The organism is Mycobacterium simiae, from assembly GCF_008370645.1.
GTDB classification, from domain to species: domain Bacteria; phylum Actinomycetota; class Actinomycetes; order Mycobacteriales; family Mycobacteriaceae; genus Mycobacterium; species Mycobacterium simiae_A.
In genome coordinates, this window is record NZ_VTZN01000020.1 from 24,651 (window position 1) to 46,699 (window position 22,049).

At 66.5% G+C, this 22,049-nt stretch carries 23 protein-coding genes, 1 pseudogene and 1 riboswitch; of the genes and pseudogenes, 9 read left to right on the forward strand and 15 right to left on the reverse strand.

Features of this window, described 5'->3' with window-relative positions; genetic code table 11:
• Positions 1-2: 2 nt before the first annotated feature.
• Entirely contained in the window at positions 3-1,643 is a 1,641-nt protein-coding gene (thiC, locus tag F0Q45_RS05575; protein ID WP_149652994.1) for a phosphomethylpyrimidine synthase ThiC, read from the reverse strand.
• Positions 1,634-1,744: riboswitch (TPP riboswitch) on the reverse strand. It overlaps the preceding gene by 10 nt.
• A gap of 61 nt (positions 1,745-1,805) precedes the next feature.
• Between thiC and F0Q45_RS30450 the strand changes: the two genes are divergently transcribed.
• Entirely contained in the window at positions 1,806-2,084 is a 279-nt protein-coding gene (locus F0Q45_RS30450) for a hypothetical protein (RefSeq protein WP_188112802.1), read from the forward strand.
• Positions 2,085-2,131: 47 nt separating this feature from the next.
• On the opposite strand, the gene F0Q45_RS05585 is transcribed toward F0Q45_RS30450, so the two are convergent.
• Complete coding sequence (locus F0Q45_RS05585; RefSeq protein ID WP_149652995.1) at positions 2,132-3,541, reverse strand: PE family protein; 1,410 nt, start codon at positions 3,539-3,541, stop codon at positions 2,132-2,134.
• 163 nt (positions 3,542-3,704) lie between these two features.
• Here F0Q45_RS05585 and F0Q45_RS05590 point away from each other — a divergent pair, with 163 nt between their 5' ends.
• On the forward strand, positions 3,705-4,358 hold the full coding sequence (locus F0Q45_RS05590) for a PAS and ANTAR domain-containing protein (protein ID WP_149653015.1): 654 nt from the start codon (positions 3,705-3,707) through the stop codon (positions 4,356-4,358).
• An 81-nt stretch (positions 4,359-4,439) separates the two neighbouring features.
• Here F0Q45_RS05590 and F0Q45_RS05595 read toward each other — a convergent pair whose 3' ends face one another.
• On the reverse strand, positions 4,440-4,718 hold the full coding sequence (locus F0Q45_RS05595; RefSeq protein WP_149652996.1) for a hypothetical protein: 279 nt from the start codon (positions 4,716-4,718) through the stop codon (positions 4,440-4,442).
• 60 nt (positions 4,719-4,778) lie between these two features.
• Here F0Q45_RS05595 and F0Q45_RS29045 point away from each other — a divergent pair, with 60 nt between their 5' ends.
• On the forward strand, positions 4,779-5,072 hold the full coding sequence (locus F0Q45_RS29045) for an Rv1535 domain-containing protein (protein ID WP_262490883.1): 294 nt from the start codon (positions 4,779-4,781) through the stop codon (positions 5,070-5,072).
• Here the strand turns inward: F0Q45_RS29045 and F0Q45_RS29885 are convergent.
• The 5 genes and pseudogenes from F0Q45_RS29885 to F0Q45_RS05620 all read right to left on the reverse strand — a co-directional run.
• Positions 5,035-8,724, reverse strand: a pseudogene (locus tag F0Q45_RS29885) (HAD-IC family P-type ATPase); the annotation flags it as partial. The gene F0Q45_RS29045 and the pseudogene F0Q45_RS29885 sit on opposite strands and share 38 nt — an antisense overlap.
• A 652-nt stretch (positions 8,725-9,376) precedes the next feature.
• The gene (locus tag F0Q45_RS05605) at positions 9,377-9,823 is read right to left on the reverse strand and encodes a hypothetical protein (protein ID WP_149652998.1); all 447 of its coding nucleotides are present in this window, start codon (positions 9,821-9,823) and stop codon (positions 9,377-9,379) included.
• 110 nt (positions 9,824-9,933) lie between these two features.
• The gene (locus tag F0Q45_RS05610; protein WP_188112806.1) at positions 9,934-10,767 is read right to left on the reverse strand and encodes an exodeoxyribonuclease III; all 834 of its coding nucleotides are present in this window, start codon (positions 10,765-10,767) and stop codon (positions 9,934-9,936) included.
• A 17-nt stretch (positions 10,768-10,784) separates the two neighbouring features.
• On the reverse strand, positions 10,785-11,672 hold the full coding sequence (locus tag F0Q45_RS05615) for an N-acetylglutamate synthase, CG3035 family (protein ID WP_149653000.1): 888 nt from the start codon (positions 11,670-11,672) through the stop codon (positions 10,785-10,787).
• A gap of 2 nt (positions 11,673-11,674) precedes the next feature.
• Complete coding sequence (locus F0Q45_RS05620; protein WP_149653001.1) at positions 11,675-12,268, reverse strand: peptide deformylase; 594 nt, start codon at positions 12,266-12,268, stop codon at positions 11,675-11,677.
• A 407-nt stretch (positions 12,269-12,675) separates the two neighbouring features.
• Here F0Q45_RS05620 and F0Q45_RS05625 point away from each other — a divergent pair, with 407 nt between their 5' ends.
• From F0Q45_RS05625 to F0Q45_RS05640, 4 genes are all read left to right on the forward strand, one after another.
• A complete protein-coding gene (locus F0Q45_RS05625; RefSeq protein WP_149653002.1) occupies positions 12,676-12,984 on the forward strand; it encodes a DUF3263 domain-containing protein in 309 nt (102 codons plus the stop codon).
• A 64-nt stretch (positions 12,985-13,048) separates the two neighbouring features.
• Positions 13,049-13,522 carry a LytR C-terminal domain-containing protein gene (locus tag F0Q45_RS05630; RefSeq protein WP_188112803.1) on the forward strand — a complete coding sequence of 158 codons (474 nt, stop codon included), beginning with the start codon at positions 13,049-13,051 and terminating at the stop codon, positions 13,520-13,522.
• Between the two features lie 68 nt (positions 13,523-13,590).
• Positions 13,591-14,307, forward strand: a complete 717-nt coding sequence (gene sodC, locus F0Q45_RS05635; RefSeq protein WP_149653003.1) for a superoxide dismutase[Cu-Zn] — start codon at positions 13,591-13,593, stop codon at positions 14,305-14,307.
• A complete protein-coding gene (locus F0Q45_RS05640; RefSeq protein ID WP_149653004.1) occupies positions 14,288-15,451 on the forward strand; it encodes a glutamate--cysteine ligase in 1,164 nt (387 codons plus the stop codon). Before sodC ends, F0Q45_RS05640 begins: the two co-directional genes overlap by 20 nt.
• On the opposite strand, the gene F0Q45_RS05645 is transcribed toward F0Q45_RS05640, so the two are convergent.
• On the reverse strand, positions 15,448-15,900 hold the full coding sequence (locus tag F0Q45_RS05645) for a hypothetical protein (protein ID WP_149653005.1): 453 nt from the start codon (positions 15,898-15,900) through the stop codon (positions 15,448-15,450). The two genes, F0Q45_RS05640 and F0Q45_RS05645, sit on opposite strands and share 4 nt — an antisense overlap.
• An 86-nt stretch (positions 15,901-15,986) precedes the next feature.
• Here F0Q45_RS05645 and F0Q45_RS05650 point away from each other — a divergent pair, with 86 nt between their 5' ends.
• Both F0Q45_RS05650 and F0Q45_RS05655 read left to right on the forward strand, forming a co-directional pair.
• Positions 15,987-16,820, forward strand: coding sequence for a helix-turn-helix domain-containing protein (locus F0Q45_RS05650; RefSeq protein ID WP_149653006.1), 834 nt, complete (start codon positions 15,987-15,989; stop codon positions 16,818-16,820).
• Between the two features lie 70 nt (positions 16,821-16,890).
• A complete protein-coding gene (locus F0Q45_RS05655; RefSeq protein ID WP_149653007.1) occupies positions 16,891-17,547 on the forward strand; it encodes an LON peptidase substrate-binding domain-containing protein in 657 nt (218 codons plus the stop codon).
• Here the strand turns inward: F0Q45_RS05655 and mnhG are convergent.
• The 6 genes from mnhG to mbhE all read right to left on the reverse strand — a co-directional run.
• Positions 17,535-17,909, reverse strand: a complete 375-nt coding sequence (gene mnhG / locus F0Q45_RS05660; protein ID WP_149653008.1) for a monovalent cation/H(+) antiporter subunit G — start codon at positions 17,907-17,909, stop codon at positions 17,535-17,537. The two genes, F0Q45_RS05655 and mnhG, sit on opposite strands and share 13 nt — an antisense overlap.
• The gene (locus F0Q45_RS05665; protein WP_149653009.1) at positions 17,906-18,214 is read right to left on the reverse strand and encodes a monovalent cation/H+ antiporter complex subunit F; all 309 of its coding nucleotides are present in this window, start codon (positions 18,212-18,214) and stop codon (positions 17,906-17,908) included. The genes mnhG and F0Q45_RS05665 overlap by 4 nt, the downstream gene beginning before the upstream one ends.
• Positions 18,211-18,765, reverse strand: coding sequence for a Na+/H+ antiporter subunit E (locus F0Q45_RS05670; RefSeq protein ID WP_188112804.1), 555 nt, complete (start codon positions 18,763-18,765; stop codon positions 18,211-18,213). The genes F0Q45_RS05665 and F0Q45_RS05670 overlap by 4 nt, the downstream gene beginning before the upstream one ends.
• Positions 18,762-20,402: a Na+/H+ antiporter subunit D gene (locus F0Q45_RS05675; RefSeq protein WP_149653010.1), complete on the reverse strand. Its 1,641-nt coding sequence runs from the start codon at positions 20,400-20,402 to the stop codon at positions 18,762-18,764. Before F0Q45_RS05675 ends, F0Q45_RS05670 begins: the two co-directional genes overlap by 4 nt.
• Positions 20,399-20,863 (reverse strand): Na(+)/H(+) antiporter subunit C, encoded by a 465-nt coding sequence (locus F0Q45_RS05680; protein WP_149653011.1) that lies wholly within the window; start codon positions 20,861-20,863, stop codon positions 20,399-20,401. Before F0Q45_RS05680 ends, F0Q45_RS05675 begins: the two co-directional genes overlap by 4 nt.
• The coding region (mbhE, locus tag F0Q45_RS05685; protein WP_149653012.1) for a hydrogen gas-evolving membrane-bound hydrogenase subunit E at positions 20,860-22,049 on the reverse strand (1,190 nt) is incomplete at its 5' end. The genes mbhE and F0Q45_RS05680, both read right to left, overlap by 4 nt.

Here is a 22,049-nt window from a genome sequence, read left to right on the forward strand (position 1 = left end):
GTTCACGGGGTGATCGGCAAGTACACCCGGTTGCCGTGCTCGGCGAACTCGCGTGACTTTTCCGCCATGCCGCTGGCCAGCATGGCCTCGACATCCTCTTCGGTCTCCAGGCCGTGCTCGGCGGCGTAGTCGCGGACATCCTGCGTGATGCGCATGGAGCAGAACTTCGGCCCACACATCGAGCAGAAGTGCGCGGTCTTGGCCGGTTCGGCGGGCAGCGTCTCGTCGTGAAATTCCCGTGCGGTGTCAGGGTCTAACGACAACGCGAACTGATCGTTCCAGCGGAATTCAAATCGAGCAGTGGACAGCGCGTCATCTCTTTCCTGTGCGCGCGGATGCCCCTTGGCCAGATCGGCGGCGTGGGCGGCGATCTTGTAGGCGATCACCCCGTCCTTGACGTCCTTGCGGTCCGGCAACCCCAGGTGTTCTTTCGGGGTGACATAGCACAGCATGGCCGTGCCGGCCTGGGCGATGATCGCCGCGCCGATCGCCGAGGTGATGTGGTCATAGGCCGGGGCGATGTCGGTGGCCAGCGGACCCAGTGTGTAAAACGGGGCCTCCTCGCACAGCTCTTCTTCCAGCCGCACATTCTCGACGATCTTGTGCATCGGGACGTGTCCGGGGCCCTCGATCATTACTTGTGCGCCATGGGCTTTGGCGATCTTGGTCAACTCGCCCAGGGTACGCAGCTCGGCGAACTGAGCGGCATCGTTGGCGTCGGCGATGGAACCGGGCCGCAGCCCGTCGCCCAGCGAGAAGGTGACGTCGTAGTGCGCGAAAATATCGGCGAGTTCGTCAAAATGCTTGTACAGGAACGATTCCCGATGATGCGCCAGGCACCAGGCGGCCATGATCGACCCACCGCGGCTGACGATCCCGGTGACCCGCTTAGCGGTCAACGGCACATACCGCAGCAACACTCCGGCGTGCACGGTCATATAGTCCACACCCTGCTCGCACTGCTCGATCACGGTGTCGCGGTAGATTTCCCAGGTCAGTTCGGTCGGGTCGCCTTTCACCTTCTCCAGTGCCTGGTAGATCGGCACGGTGCCGACCGGAACCGGCGAATTGCGCAGGATCCATTCGCGGGTTTCGTGGATGTTCTTGCCGGTGGACAGGTCCATGATGGTGTCGGCACCCCAGCGGGTGGCCCACACCATCTTGTCGACCTCCTCGGCGATGGAGGACGTCACCGCGGAGTTCCCGATATTCGCGTTGACCTTGACCGCGAACGCCTTGCCGATGATCATCGGCTCGCTCTCGGGGTGGTTGTGGTTGGCCGGGATCACCGCCCGGCCGTAGGCAACCTCGCCACGCACCAGCTCGGCGGGCATGCCTTCACGGGCGGCGATAAACGCCATCTCAGCGGTAATCTCGCCGGCGCGGGCGCGCTGCAGCTGGGTGCCGCGGTCACGGACCACCCCGCGCCGTGCAGACAGGCCGGTGGTCAGATCGATGACCGCGTCTGAGTCGGTGTACGGCCCGGAAGTGTCGTACAGGTCGAAGTGCTCTCCGGTGGAAAGGTGCACCCGCCGAAACGGCACCCGGAGAAGGACCCCGCCCGGCCCCTCTGCTTCGCGGTAAACCTTGCTACTACCCGCGATCGGTCCGGTGGTCACGGATGGTTTGACAGTGACGGTCATCATCATCTCCCTACGCCGGCATTATCCGGTCAGGTTCGTACGGTCGACGGCCCCGAGCCGTCCTCTCAGCGCACCGGGTGTGCGCTCCCGCGTGGGTTTGGTTGATCTGTCCCACGCTAGCGCAGCGCGGCGCCGCTGTGCAGGTGCGACTTGGTGCTAGCCATGCGGGCCGGTTGCGCCTGGGCTGCCTGCCAGCCGCCCGGGACTGCCGCCGTTGCCGCCGTCACCGCCCCCACCGGGAGTCGAGCCCGGTCCACCGGACCCGCCGTCGCCTCCATCGCCGATCAACCCGACAGCGTCGCCGCCGTCACCGCCGTCACCACCAGTACCCCCGAAACCGCCGGCACCGCCGGCGCCGCCGACTGCGCCGCGGCCACCACTGCCCACCAGCACTGCCCCCTGACCACCGTTGCCGCCATCACCGCCGGTGCCAACGGCTAGTCCACGCCCGCCGGTGGCACCCGCGCCGCCGTCGCCGCCGTTGCCGATCAGCCTGGCCTGGCCACCATCACCGCCAGTTCCGCCGGCACCACCCGACCGCCGGGCGCAGCGGCCAGCACGTCGCCGCCCTTGCCGCCCGCACCACCGGCGCCGCCATTGCCGACGAAACCGGCGATACCGCCGTGGCCGCCGCTGCCACCGGCCCCGGCGAAACCAGACTGGGCCGTGACGTTTCCGCCGCTTCCGCCGCCTCCGCCGGCCCCGCCATTGCCGAAGAACAGGCCAGCGTTTCCCGCGGCACCACCCGCGCCGCCAGCAGGCGCCGCGTTGGTAGCTCGGCCGCCAGCCCCGCCGGTCCCCCCGCTCCCGCCGTTTCCGAACAGCTGAGCTTTACCGCTGTGACCGCCTGCTCCGCCAATCCCGCCGTTGGTGTCGACGTTTCCGCCGTTGCCGCCGTTTCCACCAGAGCCACCATCGCCGTACAGTAGCCCGCCGGCGCCACCGTACCCTCCGGCTCCGCCGCCCCCGCCGCCGCTGCCGCCGGACTCGCCGGCCCCGCCTGCCCCGCCTGTTCCGCCGGCGCCAAATAGCCCGGCGTCACCCCCGGTCCCGCCTATGCCACCCGCAGCGCCGCCTACGGAAGAACTTCCGTTCCACAACCCGCCATTACCGCCGTCGCCGCCATTCCCGCCATTGCCGAACAGCAACCCTCCGGCCCCGCCGATCCCGCCGTTCCCGCCGGCGCCGGCAGCGACCACGGCGCCGGAACCAATCCCGCCTGTTCCGCCAGCCCCGCCGGCTCCGCCGTGGCCCCAGAGTCCGGCGGCCCCGCCGTTGCCGCCGAGCCCGCCGGCTACTCCGGCACCGCCGTTGCCGCCGTTGCCGCCCGGACCGCCGTTGCCAAACAACAATCCGCCGGCCCCGCCGCGACCGCCGGTCGCGCCGGCCCCGCCTGCCCCGCCGGCTCCGCCATGGCCGATCAGTCCGGCCGCCCCGCCGTTTCCTCCCGCCCGGCCCGCCGCGCCGGGCGCCCCGTTACCGCCGTTGCCGTACAGGATTCCCCCGGGTCCGCCGTTGCCGCCCGGAGTGGTCCCATCGGTGCCGTTGCCGATCAGCGGGCGGCCCAACAGCGTCCGGCTCGGCGCGTTGATCGTATTAAGTAGCATCTGCTCGACGTTGGTGGCCTCCGCCCTGGCATACGCTCCAGCACTCGAGTTCAGCGCCTGCACAAACTGGTCATGAAACGCCGCCGCCTGAGCGCTGAGTTCCTGATACTGCTGGGCGTGGCAGCGGAATAGCGCTGCAATGGCCGCCGATACCTCATCGGCACCGGCAGCCAGGACTGTCGTCGTGAACGCTGCCGCCGTGGTGTTGGCGGCGTCGAGGGCCGCAGCGATGCTGGACAAGTCGGTTGCCGCCGCTGCCACCATGGTCGGTGACGTGATCACAAATGCCATCTGATACCTCCCCAGTTCCCCAAACAACGACGTATCGCCGTTGTGTGGCCTGGTTCGGCCGTTTCATCGGGAGCGCGCGTTTCTCGTCAGATCACGGTGGCCAGGCGATGCGCGGAGTGGAACGATGTGAAACGTGCACCAGCTCGACCGTCCTGATCCGGCGATCGGCGCCGCTCAATCCGCGGCGGCAAATAACTACTTGAACGTAGCCAGTTTCCGCTTCTGGTTCATCGGTCAACGTTGGGAGTGGTCAGACGAACTGGCAAGGATGCACGGCTACCAACCCGGATCGGTAGTCCCGACGACGGAACTGGTGTTGTCGCACAAGCATCCCGACGACCGCGCTCATGTGCAGGACCTGCTTGACTATGCCCTGCGCTCAAGGGAGTCTTTCTCCAGCCGCCATCGCTTCGTCGACACCGCGGGTAGCGTGCACGACGCGATTGTCGTGGCCGACCGCCTGCTGGACGATTCGGGCGCGGTCGTGGGAACTTCCGGCTACTACATCGACCTGACCAACGCGTTCGACGAGACTCGGCAGGAAGTGCTCGACGAGGCGCTGCCTGACCTGTTCGAGAACCGCGCCGCGATCGAGCAGGCCAAGGGCGTGCTGATGGCCGTGTACCGGGTCAATCCCGAGCAGGCCTTCCATGTCCTGCAGTGGCGATCGCAAGAGACGAACGTCAAGCTGCGGGCACTGGCAAAACAAGTCGTTGCCGAAGTCTCACGTTTGCCGGCAACGTCGGCGGCGGCCCAAAGCCAGTTTGACCATGTGTTGCTGACGGTGCATGAGCGTATCCCGCCTGGCGCCGGATAGCCGGGTCGGCATGAATTTGGATGGCGCAGGCGGCGATTCGGGTCGAGTGTCGAGCCGCCATGAGCACGGTCTGCCCATGCGCTAGGCCTCTTCCATCGCCTCGCCGAGCTCCTCCAACATCCGGTTGTGGTGGTTATTGGCCAGGACGTGCCCGGTGGCGATCACCAGCGCCACCGGCCACTCGATAAGTTCCAAGGCAGCCAGCACGGCCAGACCACCGAAATAGGCCAGTTGCTCCGGCGGAGGCACCTCGACCTTGCCCACCAGCGGAAGGTTCACGACAAATGTCTGGCCTGCTCGAACTTTTGCCACTGCTTCGCGCTGGGATACGGCTGTGCGCGCTTTCTTTTCCACCATCATTTGCCTTTCAGTAACGAAGGGTTTGCCGCCGAGCAGGGTCGTGCGGTCACCGTCGGACGTATGGTGAGGAACGACGCCGTGGCCGATCCGCTAATTTCATCGTTTGCTGCGTTGCTGACCGTGCCTTTGCGGGAGATTTACGCGCTGTTGTGGCGCGTGGGGGTTGTGGAGATTGTGGAGCGGGAGCCGGCATTTTGTCGGGCGTCGGGGCCGGGTTTGCGGGTTCCGGCTTGCCGTCCCTATTGTCCAAAATGCGATTCAGAACGGCCATCGCGGCGGTCGCTGCAGCGGCGGAGCCAAGGGCCTGTGCCCACCCGGCCGGGTCGAGCGGGGTACAGCCGAGCAGTTGGCTGACGATGGGGATGCTGATCAAGGTGCCCATCGCGGCCAGTGAACCCAGCGCGGTGATCACCACCAGCCAGTCATGCGAGTCCAACAGCGTCTGCCCCAGCTGCGCGGCGACCAGCGCGACCAGCCCAACCGTGGAGGCGCGGCGAGGCAGTCCGCTGAACCCGGCCATCATCCACGCCGCGGTGGCGGCTGCGGCGGTGGTGGTGCCGCGCACACCAACCGCCCGCCACAGCGCGCGCTGATCCGGGCCGCGGGCGTCAGGATTCATTTCGCCGCGTGGCTTGCTGACCGCCAGCGCCGCGGCCGGCAACGCGTCGGTCAGCATGTTCACCAGCAACAGCTGACGAGTGTTCAGCGGTGAGGTTCCACTGATCGCGCTGCCGATGATGGCGAATGCCACCTCACCCGCATTGCCGCCGAGCAGCACCGACACCGCCGCCTGTACCCGCTGCCACAGTTGGCGCCCCTCCAGGATGGAGGGCAGCAGCGATTCGATGCGTCCGTCGATCAGCACCATGTCTGCAGCGACCGAAGCTGGGTCGCTGCCGTGCGAGACGACGCCGATACCCACGGTGGCGGCCCGGATTGCGGCGGCGTCGTTGGAGCCGTCGCCAACCATTGCGCACACCCGACCGCTGCGTTCAAGTGTCTGCACGATCTGCACCTTGTTCTCCGGTGTCATTCGAGCGAAGATGACCCGCTCGGCCACCGCCTTTTCCTGGTCTCGGCGCGATAACGCGTCCCACTCGGCGCCACTGATGACCTGATCGGCGGTGACCGACATACCCAGTTCGGTCGCGATCGCCGTGGCGGTGATCGGATGATCCCCGGTGATCAGCCGCACGTCGAGCCCATGTTTGTCCAGATCTGCCAGCAAACCGGCGGCCGTGTCACGTGGGGTGTCTGACAATCCCACAAAACCCATCAAGGACAAGCCGGCGCGGCAGAAATCGGCAATCCCATCGGGGTTGTCGAGAACCGAGCGAGCCTGCTGGGGATCCAGCTGGCGCCGTGCTACCGCAATCACCCGCAATCCGTTGCCGGCCAGCTCGGCGACCATCTCGGCGGCGGCAGCAGCGTCGGCGCCGCAGGCGGCCAGCACTACCTCCGGTGCTCCTTTCACACTTAGTTCGGTGCCTGAAACGGACGCGGAGAACGACCTGCCCGACCGGAACGGCAGATGAGCGTCGGGCGGGTCCCCGTAAGGGGTTGCTGCGGACGGCGCCGCCTCGACGATGGCAACGTCGGTGGCGTGCACCTGCGGGCCACCGTTGGTTGCCGGTGCGGCGTGTATCGCGCAGCGCAGCACCTCGTCGCTGGTGTGACCAGGCGCCGGCCGCACCTTGGCTACCCGCAAGCGGTTTTGGCTGAGTGTTCCCGTCTTGTCGAAGCAGACCATGTCGACGCGACCGAGCGCCTCCACCGAACGTGGGATCCGGACCAGGGCTCCCAAGTGCGTCAGCCGTCGTGCCGAAGCTTGTTGGGCCAGTGTCGCCACCAGCGGCATGCCTTCCGGAACCGCAGCCACTGTGACGGCGATGCCACTGGCAACCGCCTGGCGCAGGCCTTGGCGGCGCAGCAGGCCGAGACCGGTGACCATCGCACCGCCGGTCATGCTGATCGGCCAGGCCCGGTTGGTAAGTTGGCTCAGCTGGTGCTGCAGCCCGACGTTGGACAGGTCCCCGGACACGAGTTCGGCGGCGCGCCGTTCCTGGGTGTCGGCGCCGACGGCGGTCACCAGCGCAACCGCGGTGCCCGCGACGACGGTGGTGCCCGCGTACAGCATGCAGCGACGCTCAGCCAGATCGGCGCCCGGTGTCGCATCGACCTGTTTGGTCACCGAAAGCGATTCGCCGGTAAGCGCAGATTCGTCGACTTCCAGGTCGACTTCCTCGAGTATTCGGGCATCGGCTGGGACTACCTCATGGGTACGCACTTCGATGACATCGCCAGGCTGCAATCGCTCGGCGATGACGTCGGTGTACCCGCGTTGTCCGTCTAGGTCGGTCAGCACCTTCCTAGCTGGCGGAACCTGTAGTGCTAGAAGGTGATTCAGCCTGCTCTCGGCCCGCAGCCGCTGAGTCGCGGCAAGTATGGAGTTGCCGGTGAGCACCGAGCCAACCATCACCGCGTCAACCGGCGAACCCAGCACCGCGCTGGCGGTAGCGCCCAGCGCCAACATGGGGGTCAGGGGATCGGACAATTCGGCACGTACCGCACCCACTAGCCGTCCGATCGCTTGCACCGGCGCCGCGGTGAGTTGTGCGCCACGCTGTGCCGTGTGCATGCCACCCGCAATGGCGCGGATGGCCAGCGTCGACGGCTGCGCTGCCGGCTGCGTCTGGCTATGGGGCGACGGCAGGAGTTTGCGGACTTGCTCGGGCGACATGGCGTGCCACTCGTGGAAAGCCGCCGGTCGGGGTGGGAGCGCAGTGACGATCTTGCGCGCCAGCAGGTAGCCCGAAAGCATGCCGGCGGCCGCGCCGGTGGTGACCGGCCCGGGGCCCAGGCCGCGAACACCTGGCAGCATCAGCAGAGCACCCAAAGCCGATGCACCGCCTGATATTTCGACACCACGTCGACGTGCTGACCGGGCCGCCGGAATTGCACGCATCAGCCGCCAGGCGGCCGCAAGGTCGGGCAGCAACACGTCGGCGCACCAGGGCGGAGCGTCGGTGCCGGCGGGCGTTAATACGCCCAGCGCGACGTCAGCCAGCGAAGTCGCCTGTCCGTCGACCGATGACAGCAGGACAACGGTACGTCCTTTGTTATGCAGATCGGCTACCGTGGCGGCCAACGCGTCGTCGACGGATCCGTTCGGTAGCGGCCGGACATCGTCGAACGCCGGCCGCAACTCACCCAGGGAGTCGACATCGACCGACACCAGCTCGGCTCCGGAGCGATGTGCCTCACCCACCACAGCCGAGGCAAACGGATCATGCGCGGGAAGGAAAAGCGCTTTGACAGCAGAATCCGTTGTTCGAGAGGGTATTCCGGGCACCGAATGCCAGCCCGGACGCAGGCCGTTCTGCTCCAGGAGAAGCTGGGCATGGTTCCATGCCACCGACAGCTCGTCCTCGTGGGCGCCGCTAATGCGGCCCACCCGTAGGTCGTTGGTGCACAACACTCGAGGGTCAATGACGATCGCGTCGACCTCGGCGAGACGGCGCAAGCCCTCCGGGCGTAGTGGCAATACCTGATACTGATCGGCTAGGCCCTGGCCAAGCGCAGCGGCGAAGGCCTCGGGTGTGGTTCGACTGGCCTTCGGGGTCGCCACCAGTGCTGCAGTGGCGGCCGTGTCCACATTGCGGGTGCCGACGCCAATCAACCCGGCGCTGACGGCTTGGATGAGCGCGAAACGACCGGCATTGCGTTCGACAGCTCGCGCCGGCGCCGGCGGCGGGATCGGAGACGAAGTGTTCACCGGAGGTTGGTCGGCGTGCCGGGCCAGCTGCGGTTCGTGATAGCGCCATGCTTTCGCCGCCGCCCGGCATTCGGCGGCCTTCAGTGTCTGCATCACCAGGCCCACCGACAACGACGCCGGCGCCTGCGTGAGGGTTTCCATAGCGGCCACAGCCAGGGTTAGCACGGTGTCTGTTGCGGGAGTGCCGATGCGATCCTCCAGCAGCCCGCGCAATCTCGGCTGGTAGTCCATTGCCACCACGCCGGCGAGCACGCTGGTTGGCAATCGTGGCCAGCGTAGGGCGCGGCCACCGACCGCCAGTCCGAGCCCGGCAGCATTGGCGGCTAGGGTTAGCGCTCTGGTGGCCAGCACTACGCCGTCGCCCGGCAGGCTGGTCCGGTGCGCCTGCTGGTAAGTGTGTTGCCTTAAGCGATAACGATTCTCGACGTCTTCGACGACGCGGCAGAGGTCGCGCAGCGACGTGTCCGATTCGTCAATGTCGACGACGACACGCGATAGCGGGCAGTTCAAGGTGGCCGCTGTGACACCGGGTTGGGCCCGCAGCGAATCCAACACGACGCGCCCGATCTCGCTGTCGTACTCGAGGCCGCGTACCTCGATCCACGCGCGGCCTGCGCCGCGGCAACAGTGTCGGCGCAATGTTTCGGGAGAGAAGTCGTCGGAAACCGCCTTGGCCCCTTCGCGCAGCGGGGCGGCGCCGGCATCCAAACACGCTTTGGCAACCGATCCCGCCGTCTTGCCCAGCGTTTCGGCAACGACTGCTGCGGTAGTAACTGATGCGGCGGTAAGGGCAGTGGTCACTTGGACGCCGGAGGCGAGTGCGCGCAGCGGCAGCGACCGTCTTATGGACGTGGCAATGCTCAACGGGTGCTCAACGCCCCCATCAGTTGGTGCTGCGCAGATCGCCGGTACCGGCCCGCCGCCCAGATGTCTTCTTGGCCGCCGTCTTAGTTGCCTTGCGCGGCGGGGCTTTTTCCGGCTCAACCTCGGCTGTCGGCACCGGCGTCAGTCTCGCCTTCACCGGCGGCGCGGCATCCTCAAACCTTTTGTTCATCCGCCGTAACAACAAGACGCCGCCACCAACGGCCAACAGGATCGGCCATTCGACGATGCCGGTGACGCCTAACGCGCCGATTGCCAGCGCGGCCGCTGGTGTCGACTTGCTTCCGGTGCTAAGCCCCCGCTGAATTCCTTCCGCGGCTCCCTTGACGCCGCCTACAACTCCGTTGACTGCCGCTCCACCTACAGCGCCAGCGGCCGCCGTAGTCGCCGTCGCGGCCTGGCTCACCGTTCGACCAACGCTGCGGACCGCTCCGCCGACGACTCCCATAATGACTCCCTGCCTCGTAACCTTTTGTATACCTCTGAGACGCATACTTCACACCTCGTGTTTCACCTAAAAGCCTGCCACGTTACAAACGCGCAGACAATGAACATTTGCTACAGAGTCTCTACCGGTTGGGTGACTAAGCCGTCACGCAAATCGACAAAGAGCGGCGCGTGATCGCTCGGTGCCTTGCCTTTGCGCTCCTCGCGGACGATCTGCGCGTCGAGGACGCGGCCGGCCAATGTCGGCGACCCGAGGATGAAATCGATGCGCATGCCCTGCCTTTTCGGAAACCTCAGCTGCGTGTAATCCCAGTAAGTGTAGATGCCCGGGCCCGGGGTGAAAGGCCTTACTAGGTCTGAGAATTGGGCATCGACAATGGCGTTGAAAGCCTTGCGCTCCGGCTCGGAGACGTGCGTGGCTCCGGTGTAGAACTCGGTGCTCCAGACGTCCTCGTCGGTCGGGGCGATGTTCCAGTCGCCCACCAGCGCAATCTGTGCGCCAGGATCGGCTCGTAGCCAACCTTGGGCGGTATCCTTAAGCGCAGCAAGCCAATCCAACTTATAGGCGTAGTGTGGATCGTCTAGTGCGCGGCCGTTAGGGACATACAGACTCCAGACCCGCACCCCGCCGCAGGTCGCCCCTAAGGCGCGGGCTTCCGCGGTGGCGGCTACCTCGGGCTTGTTGCTCCAGGTGGGTTGACCATCGAACCCGATCTGGACGTCGTCGATGCCGACGCGAGATGCGATTGCCACGCCGTTCCACTGGTTAAAGCCGACGTGTGCGACCTCGTAGCCCAGTTCGAATAATGGCAAGGTCGGGAATTGGGCGTCCGAGCACTTGGTCTCCTGCATTGCCAACACGTCGACATTTGCCCGAACCAGCCAGTCAAGGACGCGGTTCAGGCGGGTCCGAATCGAATTGACGTTCCAGGTGGCCAGGCGCAGGATGCCGTCGGGCATGGCTAGAGGCTATCGGGTGGGCGAAGGTACCTACGCCGATGGTGCAGCCGGAAGCCCCACGACGTCGCCGGTTCGGTCGCGGCGTCGGGCAGGGCCAGGTAGGCACGGGTCGCGCCGCGACCTGCGCCCCAAGCCAGTAGCGCGGCGCACAGCCGCGCGCCGCCGAACTGTTTGTCGCCGGGTACTGCCGACAGTCCCACCCACCGGGTGCCGTCCGGTGCGTCCGTTACGGCTGCGCGAGCGACCGCCACGCCAGGCTGGGTACCGAATGCCAGTTCGCCGTCAATAACTGCGGTAAGTACGTCGTTGGGTTCCTGGGGGTGATAGAGCCGCAGCCAGGCGTCGTCCGGGCGGGCCGACACGGCGATTGTCCGGTCGGTTTGCTGGGTTGACGCATCATCGGTGTCGCGCACCCACACGTGTTCGATGTACTCCACCACCAGGTCGGACGCCGGTGGCAGTAGTCGGTCAGCGACGGCCAGTCGGGGCACGAGATCGCGTCGCCGGTACCAGGAGACGATCGCGCGGATGGTGCGGGTATGGGCTGAGATGTCCAGCGGGACAGCGGAATTGGCTGCGAGGCGGGCTCCGCGGCCGGCCCGCAGCAGCCAGCCGTCCAGCCACGCGTGTTCCAGGCCGGGCCAGGCTGCGGCAGCGGCGTACTCGATAGCCCGGATCTCGGCGGTGCGTACCGGCGCATCGGTCAGCACTCGCACGGCTACGACGTCACTGGGCGCGATCTGGACCGTCGCGCCGGTCTTCGTCTGCACCCGCACCGTCGGTGTGACTGCCAACAGCTGGCCCACCGCGTCGGTCAGCGGCGGGACCGATCCGAGCGGCCGGCGGTAGCGCACTGTTACTCGCGTTCCAAAGTTTGGCCAGGAGATCATCATCAGTGACCGAACGGGTCGGGCCCCTCGCCCGGCAGCCACGACAGGCCGGGAACACCCCAGCCGTGTGACTTGACAGCTCGTTTCGCGCTGCGCGCATGACGGCCGATGAGACGGTCCAGGTAGAGGTATCCATCCAGGTGCCCGGTCTCGTGTTGCAGCATCCGCGCGAACAGGCCGGTGCCTTCGATGTCGACCGGCTTGCCGTCGGCGTCGAGTCCGGTGACTCGTGCCCACGTGGCGCGCCCGGTGGGAAACGATTCGCCGGGCACCGACAGGCAACCTTCCTCGTCGTGGTCGGGGTCGGGCATGGTTTCCGGAATTGCGGAGGTCTCCAGTACTGGGTTGATGACGACACCTCGACGGCGCGGATTATTGCCGCGGTCCTCGGCGCAGTCATAGACGAATACCCGCAGTCCGTACCCAATCTGGTTGGCGGCCAGGCCCACACCGTATGCGGCGTCCATGGTGTCGTACATGTCAGCGATCAGCGTGGGCAGATCGGCCGGTAGCGATCCGTCGGCGGCGACCGGTATCGGATTCGTCGGAGTGTGCAGTACCGGATCGCCGACGATGCGAATGGGAACGACAGCCATGGTCGGCTAGCTTAGGCCCGCCTCGTAACCTTTCCGAGCCCGCCGTGTTGCGGCGGGTTGAGGAGGCGGGCAATTGGGCTGGGCCCGCCTCGTAACCTTTCCGAGCCGGCCGTGTTGCGGCGGGCGATCGAGTGTGCCGTGGCGGCTTCGAAAGTGCGCCTATGGCGGATTCGCGGCAAGATAGCCGCCGGGTGCGCACTCTGGAAGCTCTCCGCACACTCGACTCGACTGTCGGCCGCTCGGCGGAGGAAATGCAAGCCAATCCGCGTAAGTCGGCCGACTCGCGGGTCGGGTTCCCGGCGGACAGTTGCCGGCGTGGTTCAATATTCGCCGGAACATGCCCCGTTATAGGTCAAGTCATTCGAGCTAGTTTTGAGCATTCGCCGGAAGGGTCCAGGGTAAGCGATATGGACGGCGCTATGGCGCGGACAAATCGAGCGGGGGACGGCTCTGAAATCGCCCATGGTTTGACTCGTCGTGAGCACGACATCCTGGCTTTCGAACGTCAGTGGTGGAAGTTCGCCGGTGTCAAGGAAGATGCCATCAAAGAGTTGTTCTCGATGTCGGCGACACGCTACTACCAAGTGCTCAATGCGCTGGTTGATCGACCCGAAGCGCTGGCTGCAGACCCTATGTTGGTGAAGCGCTTGCGGCGGCTCCGGGCCAGCCGTCAGAAGGCGCGCGCAGCACGGCGCCTGGGCTTTGAGGTGACCTGACCCCCCATCCGGCTCGGTGCCTGCCGTTGCAGGTTTGGGCCTAATCCTGGCTACAGTTGGCTCGATGAACGAGCGTGTACCCGACTCTTCGGGACTTCCTCTACGGGCCATGGTGATGGTGCTGTTGTTCCTGGGCGTCATCTTCTTGCTGCTTGGCTGGCAGGCTTTGGGTTCGTCCGGGAATTCGGACGACGACTCCGCGCCGGTGGCCAGCATGACGACCACGAGTTCGGAGCCGAGCTCGACGAGCGCCAAACCAGCGGTGAACCAGGCCGAGGTGCGCGTCTACAATATTTCCGGCAAAGAAGGCGTTGCCGCCCGCGTCGCAGATCAACTCAAGGCGGCCGGTTTCAAAGTGACTGAAGTCACTAATCTTTCGGTGGCCGATGTCTCAGCGACCACCGTTTATTACGGCGATGCGGAAGGTGAGCGGGCCACCGCGGACGCGGTGGGTCAAAAGCTGGGAGCACCGGTGGAGCGGCGAATCGCCGAACTTGCCGAGCAGGCGCCCGGCGTCATCGTCCTAGTGATGGGTTGAGCTGGTCCCCTTCGCTGTTCGTCGCGACCCGCTCGGTGGGTACCACGTCGCCAGGTTAGGCTCTCGCTATGTCGCAACCCGCCGGTCACCGCAATGTCGCCGTTATCAGCCTGTCCGCCATCGCCGCGGCCGCGTGCGTCGCGGTGGTAAGTGCCTGCTCGTCGCCACAACATGCGTCAACGACACCGGGTACTACGCCCTCAATCTGGACCGGATCGCCCGCGCCGGCGGGCGCCGAGGGGCATCGAGAGGGGAAGCCCGCAGCCGAGAGCTTGACTACCCAACTGCGGGCGCCCGACGGCACCGAGGTTGCCACCGCCAAGCTCGAGTTCGCTAACGGGTACGCGACCGTCACGATCGCGACATCCAGTACCGGCCGGCTGGCACCGGGTTTCCACGGCGTACACATCCACCAGACGGGAAAGTGTGAGCCCAATTCGGTCGCCCCGGCCGGCGGCGCGCCCGGCGACTTCCTGTCCGCGGGCGGGCACTTCCAGGTGCCCGGGCGCGCCAAGGCCGGACAATCCAGCGGTGACCTGACTTCGCTGCAGGTGCGCAGCGACGGCAGCGGGACGCTGGTGACCACCACCGACGCATTCACCATGGAAGACCTGTTGATCGGCGAAAAGACCGCAATCATCATCCACGCCGGCGCCGACAACTTCGCCAACATCCCAGCGGACCGCTACACCCAGCTCAACGGGACACCGGGTCCTGATCAGACCACGTTGGCCACCGGTGACGCTGGTAAGCGGGTGGCGTGCGGTGTCATCGGTTCCGGCTAGCTCGCCGGCCGGGAGGGCGCCCACAAAAGGTGATTCCCGTATCGACTTCGCTCGTTCGCCGCGGCCGACGGTGGGCGTGGAGTGGGAGTTCGCCCTCGTCGACGCCCAAACCCGGGATCTGAGCAACGAAGCCACCGCAGTTATCGCCGAGATCGGCGAAAACCCGCGTGTGCACCAGGAATTGCTGCGTAACACCGTGGAAGTGGTCAGCGGCATCTGCGAATGCGCCGCTGAGGCAATGGCGGATTTGCGCGATACCCTTGGGCCTGCCCGGCGGATCGTCCGGGACCGTGGCATGGAGCTGTTCTGCGCCGGCACCCATCCGTTCGCGAAGTGGTCCACCCAGAAGCTCACCGACGCGCCGCGTTATGCCGAGTTGATCAAGCGCACGCAATGGTGGGGCCGGCAGATGCTGATCTGGGGCGTGCACGTCCACGTCGGGATCTCGTCGACAAACAAGGTGATGCCGATCATCTCGTCACTGCTGAACTACTACCCGCACCTGTTGGCGCTGTCGGCGTCCTCGCCATGGTGGGGCGGCGAAGACACCGGGTATGCCAGCAACCGGGCGATGATGTTTCAGCAGCTCCCCACTGCCGGGTTGCCGTTCCAGTTTCAGACGTGGGCCGAGTTCGAAAGCTTCGTTTATGACCAGAAGAAGACCGGCATCATCGATCACATGAACGAAATCCGTTGGGACATAAGGCCTTCGCCGCACCTCGGCACCATCGAGATCCGGGTGTGCGACGGGGTTTCCAATCTGCGCGAGCTCGGTGCGTTGGTCGCGTTGATGCATTGTCTGGTGGTCGACCTGGACCGCCGGCTCGACGCCGGCGAGACGCTGCCGACCATGCCGCCCTGGCATGTGCAGGAAAACAAGTGGCGTGCCGCCCGCTACGGCCTGGACGCGGTGATCATCTTGGACGACGACAGCAACGAGCAGTTGGTCACCGAGCACCTCGAGGACGTACTGACCCGGCTGGAGCCGGTGGCCAAGTCACTAAATTGCTCCGATGAGCTGGCCGCCGTGGCCGACATCCCCCGTATCGGCGCCTCCTACCAGCGGCAGCGACGGGTGGCCGAGGACCACGATGGTGACCTGCGCGCGGTCGTTGACGCATTGGTCGCCGAGCTTGATATTTAAGCGGATCTGGTTGCCTGGCCTTTCGGAAGCCGCCATGCCTGAACGACGCCCGCCACACCGAGCGCGGCGTAGGGACCGGTGACCGCCAGCAGGCTCACGAGCGTGCGGACTCCGGGGTCGCCGCGCTTGAGGCTTTTCAGCTCGATCAGCGCGTTGACGTTGTCCAGCGTGTCGACCATGAGTCCGATCCGTTGCCAGCGTCGCCGGTTGGGCTCGTCGCTGGACAAATAGCCCAAGCCGAGCGCCATCGCGCGGGCCCCGAAGACCCGAATCAGGTACTTCAGCTCGGTCGACAGCATGTGGTCCGGCACGCCGTTGATGCGGGTTTGCGACCGCGGTGAAGCAAATGCGGCACCGCCTAACACGACCCGGCCGACCGCCGCCGCGGTGAACGCCCGGCGCAGAACGGTTGGCTGGGGCGCAAGGCCAGAAGCGGATCGAGGCGTCATGACCGCATTGTTGAGCCCTACGGTAAGCATGTCGATTACCTGACAGGTAATGGTTTGCCTGGCCGTTGCGACGATAGATTGCACAAGTGTCCGTCGGTGCAGCGGTGCGGGAGTGGCGCACGCGCCGGCGCCTGAGCCAGATGGAGCTGGCTCATCGGGTCGGGGTGTCACCGCGTCATATCAGTTTCGTGGAGACCGGCCGCGCAAACGCCAGCCGGAGTCTGCTGCTCGGCATCGGCGAGTCGCTCGACCTTCCCCTAGGCGCCCGCAACCGCCTGCTATTGGCTGGCGGCTACGCGCCCGCGTTCAGCGAGCACACGCTGGACGCCGACCAGATGAGACCCGTGAAGGCCGCCGTCGACGCGGTGCTGGCCGGGCACGCGCCGTATCCGGCTATCGTCACCGACGCCTGCTGGAATCTGGTTGCCGCCAACGTTGGCTGCTTGGTGCTTGTTGAGGGAGTTGACGCCGCTCTGTTGTCCAAGCCGATCAACGTGATGAGGCTATGCCTGCACCCGCGAGGGTTGGCTTCGCGGTTGCTCAACCATGGCGAGGTGCATGACGCCATACTGCGCCGAGTCCGCCGTCACGCCGAGGCCACCGCGGCACCCGACATCAGCCGGCTGTATCAAGAGTTGTCGGAATACCCGGCACCGCGGGTTGGAACGGCCCAGCATCCACACCAGCTTTACGTGCCCTTTGAGTTGCTCGGCGTCGATGGCGCCAAATTGCGGTTCATTAACACCATCGCGACGTTCGGCAGCCCGCTCGATGTCTGCGTGGAGAGCCTGGCCATGGAGTCGTTCTTTCCGGCGGACCCTGCTACCGCCGCTTACTTGCATCGGCTCAATAACGTCGAGCAATGGCGTGGCGTCGCCGAGCGGTACCCGCAGTTACTCGACTACCTCAGTGGTCACTAGCGTGGTGCCCATGGTACCGGCGGCGGTTGCAGCCGCGGCGGTTTCGCGCGGGTGGTACTGAGGCGGCTCCATGTCAGCTCCCAAACCTGTTGAACTGCCGATGTTTCCGCTGGAATCGGCGCTGCTGCCGAACCAAGAGCTACCGCTGCGTATCTTCGAACCCCGATACGGCGCCCTGGTGCGGCACTGCATCAACCGCGGCGATCCGTTTGGCGTGGTATTGATCTCGCGGGGCCGCGAGGTCGGTGGCGGCGACGCACGCTGTGACGTGGGTACGCTGGCCCGGATCAACGAGCACATCGATCACGGCTCGGGCCTGTACACGCTGCGCTGCCGAACCGGCGAGCGGATCCGCGTCTGCGATTGGTTAACTGACGATCCCTATCCGCGAGCCAACGTGCAGATCTGGCCCGACGAGCCAGGGGATCCGAGCAAGCCGGTTACCGAATCCCAGCTGGCTGAGGTCGGCGATCGGGTAATGGCCCTGTTCGCGCGGATCGCGACCGCTCACGAGATGCGGCTGCCCAGCCGCGAGGAGGTGCTGGGCGACTACCAATCCGCCGCACTGGATGCCGGAAAGCGTCTGTACGCGTTGGCTTCTCGCATTCCGATCGGCTCGGCCGACCGCTATGCGGTGCTGTCCGCGCCGTCGGCGGCCGATCGGCTTGCCGCGCTCCGCGAGGCCGTCGACTCGCTGGCCGCGGTGGTGGAGTTTCAGCTGTCCTGAGCGTCCCGCGCGCCCAAGCCACGCTGAGTAACGGCGGCGTCTGCTTCGAGCTCGTCGGTCACCAGGCGGTCCGCCAGCTCCTGTTCGCGGTAGGCCAACCGCCCAACGCGGTGCGCGATCACCGGCGCGGTGATCACGGCGAACACGCCCGTCACGATGAGCATTCCGACGTCGGAATTATCGCGGAGCTGGAGGCTCGCGCCGGCCAGGGCCAGCAGCAGCCCAGCGACCTGGGGCTTGGTGGCGGAGTGCATTCGTGCCAGCGTGTCGGTGAAGCGGATAACCCCGATCGCTGCGGTCAGCGCCAGCGCTGAACCGGCCAGCAGCAATACGCCCGAAACCACGTCCAAAAACACACTCATTGACTTGTCTCCTCGGTGCCGGTGCCGGTGCCGGTGCCGGTGCCGGTGTCGGTGTCGGGGACCCGAAACCGGGCGACGCTGACCGAGCCGGTGAAGCCGATCAACGCCAGCGCAGCCAGGCTGGAGACCACCGTGGTGTCGCGACTGGCGGCCGCCCAGGCACAGGTCGCGCACATGACGACCGCGACCAGGGCGTCGAGCGCGACCAGTCGGTCCAAGGTGCTGGGTCCCGCCAGCAGCCGGGCGGTGGTGAGGATCGCGGCGGTTCCCAGCAGCAGCGCGGTCAACACCCATATCGTCGTCATTGTTGCTCCTCGGTGGGGGCCGGTAGCCACTCGGCGTCGCGCTCGAAAGCGGCCACCAGCAGCCGCTCGACGTTGGTGACCTGTCGATAGAAGGCTGCGACGGCGCGCGGCGAACCGGCGTCGATCACGTGGCAGAACATCACCCGGCGCACCTGGTCGATCTCCAGCGAGATGGATCCCGGCAGCAGCGACATAATGTTGGCGGCCAACACCAGCACCAGATCGGACTTGACCGATAGCTGGACCCGCAACACCGCGGCCGGGGGAGGGGGGCTGGGTCTGATGGCCAACCAGGACACCTGCACGCTGGATACCAGCAGATACCAGCCCACCCGGGCGATCAGCCGAACCAGCGACACCGGGTGCAGTCGGCCCTGCACTGGCACCGCTGGCAGCGACAGCAAGGTGGTGATCGCCGCGGCGACCAGCAGCCCGCTGATCGCGGTGGCGACCGAGTAATCGCCCCACAGCAGTTGCCAGACGGCCATCAGCGCGATCAGTACGGTGACGCGCCGCAGCACCGCCCGCAGCCGGGATCTTCCGGACCTCATGGCTGGACCTGGACCTTTCGACCCGCGTCGAGGCCCGACAGCACCGCGGCGATGTACTCGCGGCGATCGAGCACGTCGATCGCCGCCCGTTGGCTGTAGCCGAAAATCGGCCCGGCCAGCACCGTCAGCGCCATGCCCACCCCCACCAGCGCGAGGGTCGGGCTTACCATCCCGGCGGGCATGCGATCCACGTCGTCGCGGCGGGCAAAAGCCGCATCCTGAGCATTCTCGGGACCGTCGAGCAGCGCCGGCGGGTGGGCGGCAACCAGTTCGCCCTCGGGTGCGTCGGCGCGCGGCCGCCAAAACGCCTGGGTCCACACCCGAGCCACCACATAGAGCGTCAGCAAACTGGTCAGAACGCCACCAGCTACCAGGACCCAGGCCAGCACCGACCCGTCCACCGCGCCGGCTTGCAGCAGCGCCACCTTGCCGATGAAGCCGGAAAACGGGGGAATACCACCCAGATTCAGCGCTGGCACCAGATACACGAATGCGAGCAGCGGGTTGGCGGCCAGCCCACCGAGGCGGCGCAGCGTGGACGCGCCGCCCTGGCGTTCGATGAGTCCTAGCACCAAAAACAGCGTGGTCTGCACGATGATGTGGTGGACGACGTAGTAGATGGCGCCGGACATGCCCGCGAGATTGGACAACGCCACCCCGAACACCATAAATCCGATGTGGCTGACCAGGGTGAACGACAGCAGCCTTCTGGTGTCGCCCTGGGCGATCGCGCCGAGGATGCCAATGATCATGGTCAGCAGCGCGGCCACCAGCAGCACCCGATCCAGCCCGGCGTCCGGGAAGAGCAGGGTGTGCGACCGGATGATCGCGTAGATTCCGACCTTGGTCAGGATCCCGGCAAACACTGCGGTGACCGGTGCCGGGGCGGTGGGGTAGGCGTCCGGTAGCCAGGCCGAGAGCGGGAACACGGCGGCTTTGATCCCGAAAGCGACCAGCAGCACCGCGAAAATCGCGGTGCGGGTGCCGGTGCTGAGGGTTTCGAGTCGTACGGCCAGCGCGGCCAGGTTCAGCGTGCCGGTGGCGGCGTAGACCACGGCGATGCCGCACAGGAAGATCAGCGACGACAGCAGCGAGACCATCACGTAGCCGATGCCGGCGCGGACTCGTTCCGCGGATGCCCCGATGGTCAGCAGCACGTAGCTGGCGCTGAGCAGCACCTCGAATCCGACGAACAGGTTGAACAAGTCGCCGGCCAGAAATGCCATGCAAACGCCGGCCGCCAGCGCCAGATACGTGGGCATGAAGATCGACACCGGCTGCCGCTCGTCGGCGTCGCGGATTCCCTGGCCGATGGCGTATACGACGACCGCCAGCAGCACGATCGACGACACCACCAGCATCAGGGCCGACAGCCGGTCCACCACCAAGGTGATGCCCAACGGGCCCATCGCGGCGTCGCTCGTGCCCCAGCCGCCGACAGCGAGCGCGATGGTGCCGTTGCGGTCGACGTGGTAGAGCAGTGCCGCGCAGATGGCAACCACCGCCACCAGCGCCGCCACGACGATCACCCGCTGGGCCCGCGCTCGGCGGCCAGCCATCAGCGTCCCCGCGGCGCCGATGATCGGCACCAGCACCGGCAGCGGAGCCAGGACGGTGCCGGCCCCGAACCCGCTCATTGCGGCCTCCGCGGGAGTGCATCTAGCTCATCGGGCTGGTCGGCGTCGTCAGCGCTGGTCGGTTCGGGCCCGTCCGCATCGATGGCGCGCGCCTCCGGGTCGGAGAGTTGTGAGACGCGGAGGTCCTCGGGGTCGTCACCGACCTGCTCTGCGGTGTGCAGCCGATAGGAGCGGTAGGCCAGCGCCAACACAAAGGCCGCGATACCCATCGTGATGACGATCGCCGTCAAGACCATGGCCTGGGCCAGCGGATCGGCGGTCGTCGGCCTGGCGTCCGAACCGTGACCGAGCACCGGCGGATTGCCTGGTGGCCCACCGGCGTCGATGATCAGCAAGTTGATCCCGTTGCTGATCAACAACAGCCCCAGCAACATGCGGATGAGGCTGCGTTCCAGCAGCAGGTACACCCCGCAGCTGATCAGGCTGCCGACCGCGATGAGCGGAACCAGATAGGCGGTCATGGCACCCCTTCCTCGTCAACCCGGGCACCCAGGCTGCGCAGCACGTCGAGCACCAAACCGACCACGATCAGATACACCCCCAGGTCGAATAGCAGCGCCGTGACGAACGTGACGTGGCCCAGCACCGGGATGTCGAACTCCAGCACCGCCGACGACAGCGCCGGGGCCCCCAACAACAACGAGGCCGCGGCCGTACCGGCCGACAGGCTCAGGCCAGCCCCGAGGATCTTGCCGACATCCAGCGGCAGGGCCTCGCCAAGTTCATAGCGGCCACCCGCCAGGTAACGCAACGCTAAGGCCAGCCCGGTCATCAACCCGCCAGCAAATCCACCGCCAGGGGCGTTGTGGCCGGTGCAGAAGAAAAACAGCGAGACCACCATGATCAGCGGAAAGATGCTCCGCGTCGTCACTTCCATCACGAGGGACCGGGCACGTGGATCACGATGTTGACTGCCCCGTAACCAGGTGGTGGCACTGACGGCGGGGCTGTATGGGCTGATGGGTGTTTGACCGCCAACGGTGGGTGGCTCGAGGGCCGTGCCGGTGGCGGTGCCGGTGCCGGGCATCCGGGGCGCCGACCCGTGGCGGCGGTGCCGGAACACCAGCGAGGCCACCCCGGTCGCCGCGACCAGCAGCACCGAGACCTCACCGAGGGTGTCCCAGGCCCTAATGTCGACCAGCAGCACGTTGACGGTGTTGGCGCCGTGGCCGCGATGGTAGGCGGCGGCGGGCAATAGGGCCGAGATCGACTCACCAGTGCGGGCAGCCATGGCGAACGCCGCCAGCGTGGTCACGCTGATACCGACCAGGACCGCCAGCAGCGCCCGCGGCAACCGGTGTCGTTTGATGTCGCTGGCATCGACTTCGGCCGGCAAGATCCGCAGCACCAGCACGAAGATCACGAGCATCACCGTCTCGATCAAGAACTGCGTCAGTGCCAGATCGGGAGCTCCGTGAAAGACGAAAAACGCGCCGCTGCCGTAACCGGTGACCCCCACCATGAGCACGGCGGCCAATCGGTTGCGGGTGACGGTGGCGCCCAGCGCGCCGGCCAGGATCACCCCGCCGACGATCGCCTGCAGGGGAGAATCCCAGAGCCGCAATTCGGGCCGGTTGTGGGAGCCCAGCCAGAGCGCCCCGGCGGGCAGCAGGGCCAGCGTGCTCACGATCGCCGCCTGGGTCGCCG

Coding starts and splice junctions, on each gene's coding strand:
- F0Q45_RS05620 (WP_149653001.1), bottom strand. CDS start 12,268: ATGGCTGTCGTTCCCATTCGCATCGTCGGCGATCCGGTACTGCACACT.
- F0Q45_RS05670 (WP_188112804.1), bottom strand. CDS start 18,765: ATGAGGTCCGGAAGATCCCGGCTGCGGGCGGTGCTGCGGCGCGTCACC.
- F0Q45_RS05605 (WP_149652998.1), bottom strand. CDS start 9,823: ATGGGAGTCGTCGGCGGAGCGGTCCGCAGCGTTGGTCGAACGGTGAGC.
- F0Q45_RS05675 (WP_149653010.1), bottom strand. CDS start 20,402: ATGAGCGGGTTCGGGGCCGGCACCGTCCTGGCTCCGCTGCCGGTGCTG.
- F0Q45_RS29045 (WP_262490883.1), top strand. CDS start 4,779: ATGGTGAGGAACGACGCCGTGGCCGATCCGCTAATTTCATCGTTTGCT.
- mnhG (WP_149653008.1), bottom strand. CDS start 17,909: ATGAGTGTGTTTTTGGACGTGGTTTCGGGCGTATTGCTGCTGGCCGGT.
- F0Q45_RS05625 (WP_149653002.1), top strand. CDS start 12,676: ATGGACGGCGCTATGGCGCGGACAAATCGAGCGGGGGACGGCTCTGAA.
- F0Q45_RS05655 (WP_149653007.1), top strand. CDS start 16,891: ATGTCAGCTCCCAAACCTGTTGAACTGCCGATGTTTCCGCTGGAATCG.
- thiC (WP_149652994.1), bottom strand. CDS start 1,643: ATGACCGTCACTGTCAAACCATCCGTGACCACCGGACCGATCGCGGGT.
- F0Q45_RS05680 (WP_149653011.1), bottom strand. CDS start 20,863: ATGACCGCCTATCTGGTTCCGCTCATCGCGGTCGGCAGCCTGATCAGC.
- F0Q45_RS30450 (WP_188112802.1), top strand. CDS start 1,806: ATGCGGGCCGGTTGCGCCTGGGCTGCCTGCCAGCCGCCCGGGACTGCC.
- F0Q45_RS05630 (WP_188112803.1), top strand. CDS start 13,049: ATGAACGAGCGTGTACCCGACTCTTCGGGACTTCCTCTACGGGCCATG.
- F0Q45_RS05665 (WP_149653009.1), bottom strand. CDS start 18,214: ATGACGACGATATGGGTGTTGACCGCGCTGCTGCTGGGAACCGCCGCG.
- F0Q45_RS05645 (WP_149653005.1), bottom strand. CDS start 15,900: ATGACGCCTCGATCCGCTTCTGGCCTTGCGCCCCAGCCAACCGTTCTG.
- sodC (WP_149653003.1), top strand. CDS start 13,591: ATGTCGCAACCCGCCGGTCACCGCAATGTCGCCGTTATCAGCCTGTCC.
- F0Q45_RS05595 (WP_149652996.1), bottom strand. CDS start 4,718: ATGATGGTGGAAAAGAAAGCGCGCACAGCCGTATCCCAGCGCGAAGCA.
- F0Q45_RS05615 (WP_149653000.1), bottom strand. CDS start 11,672: ATGATCTCCTGGCCAAACTTTGGAACGCGAGTAACAGTGCGCTACCGC.
- F0Q45_RS05585 (WP_149652995.1), bottom strand. CDS start 3,541: ATGGCATTTGTGATCACGTCACCGACCATGGTGGCAGCGGCGGCAACC.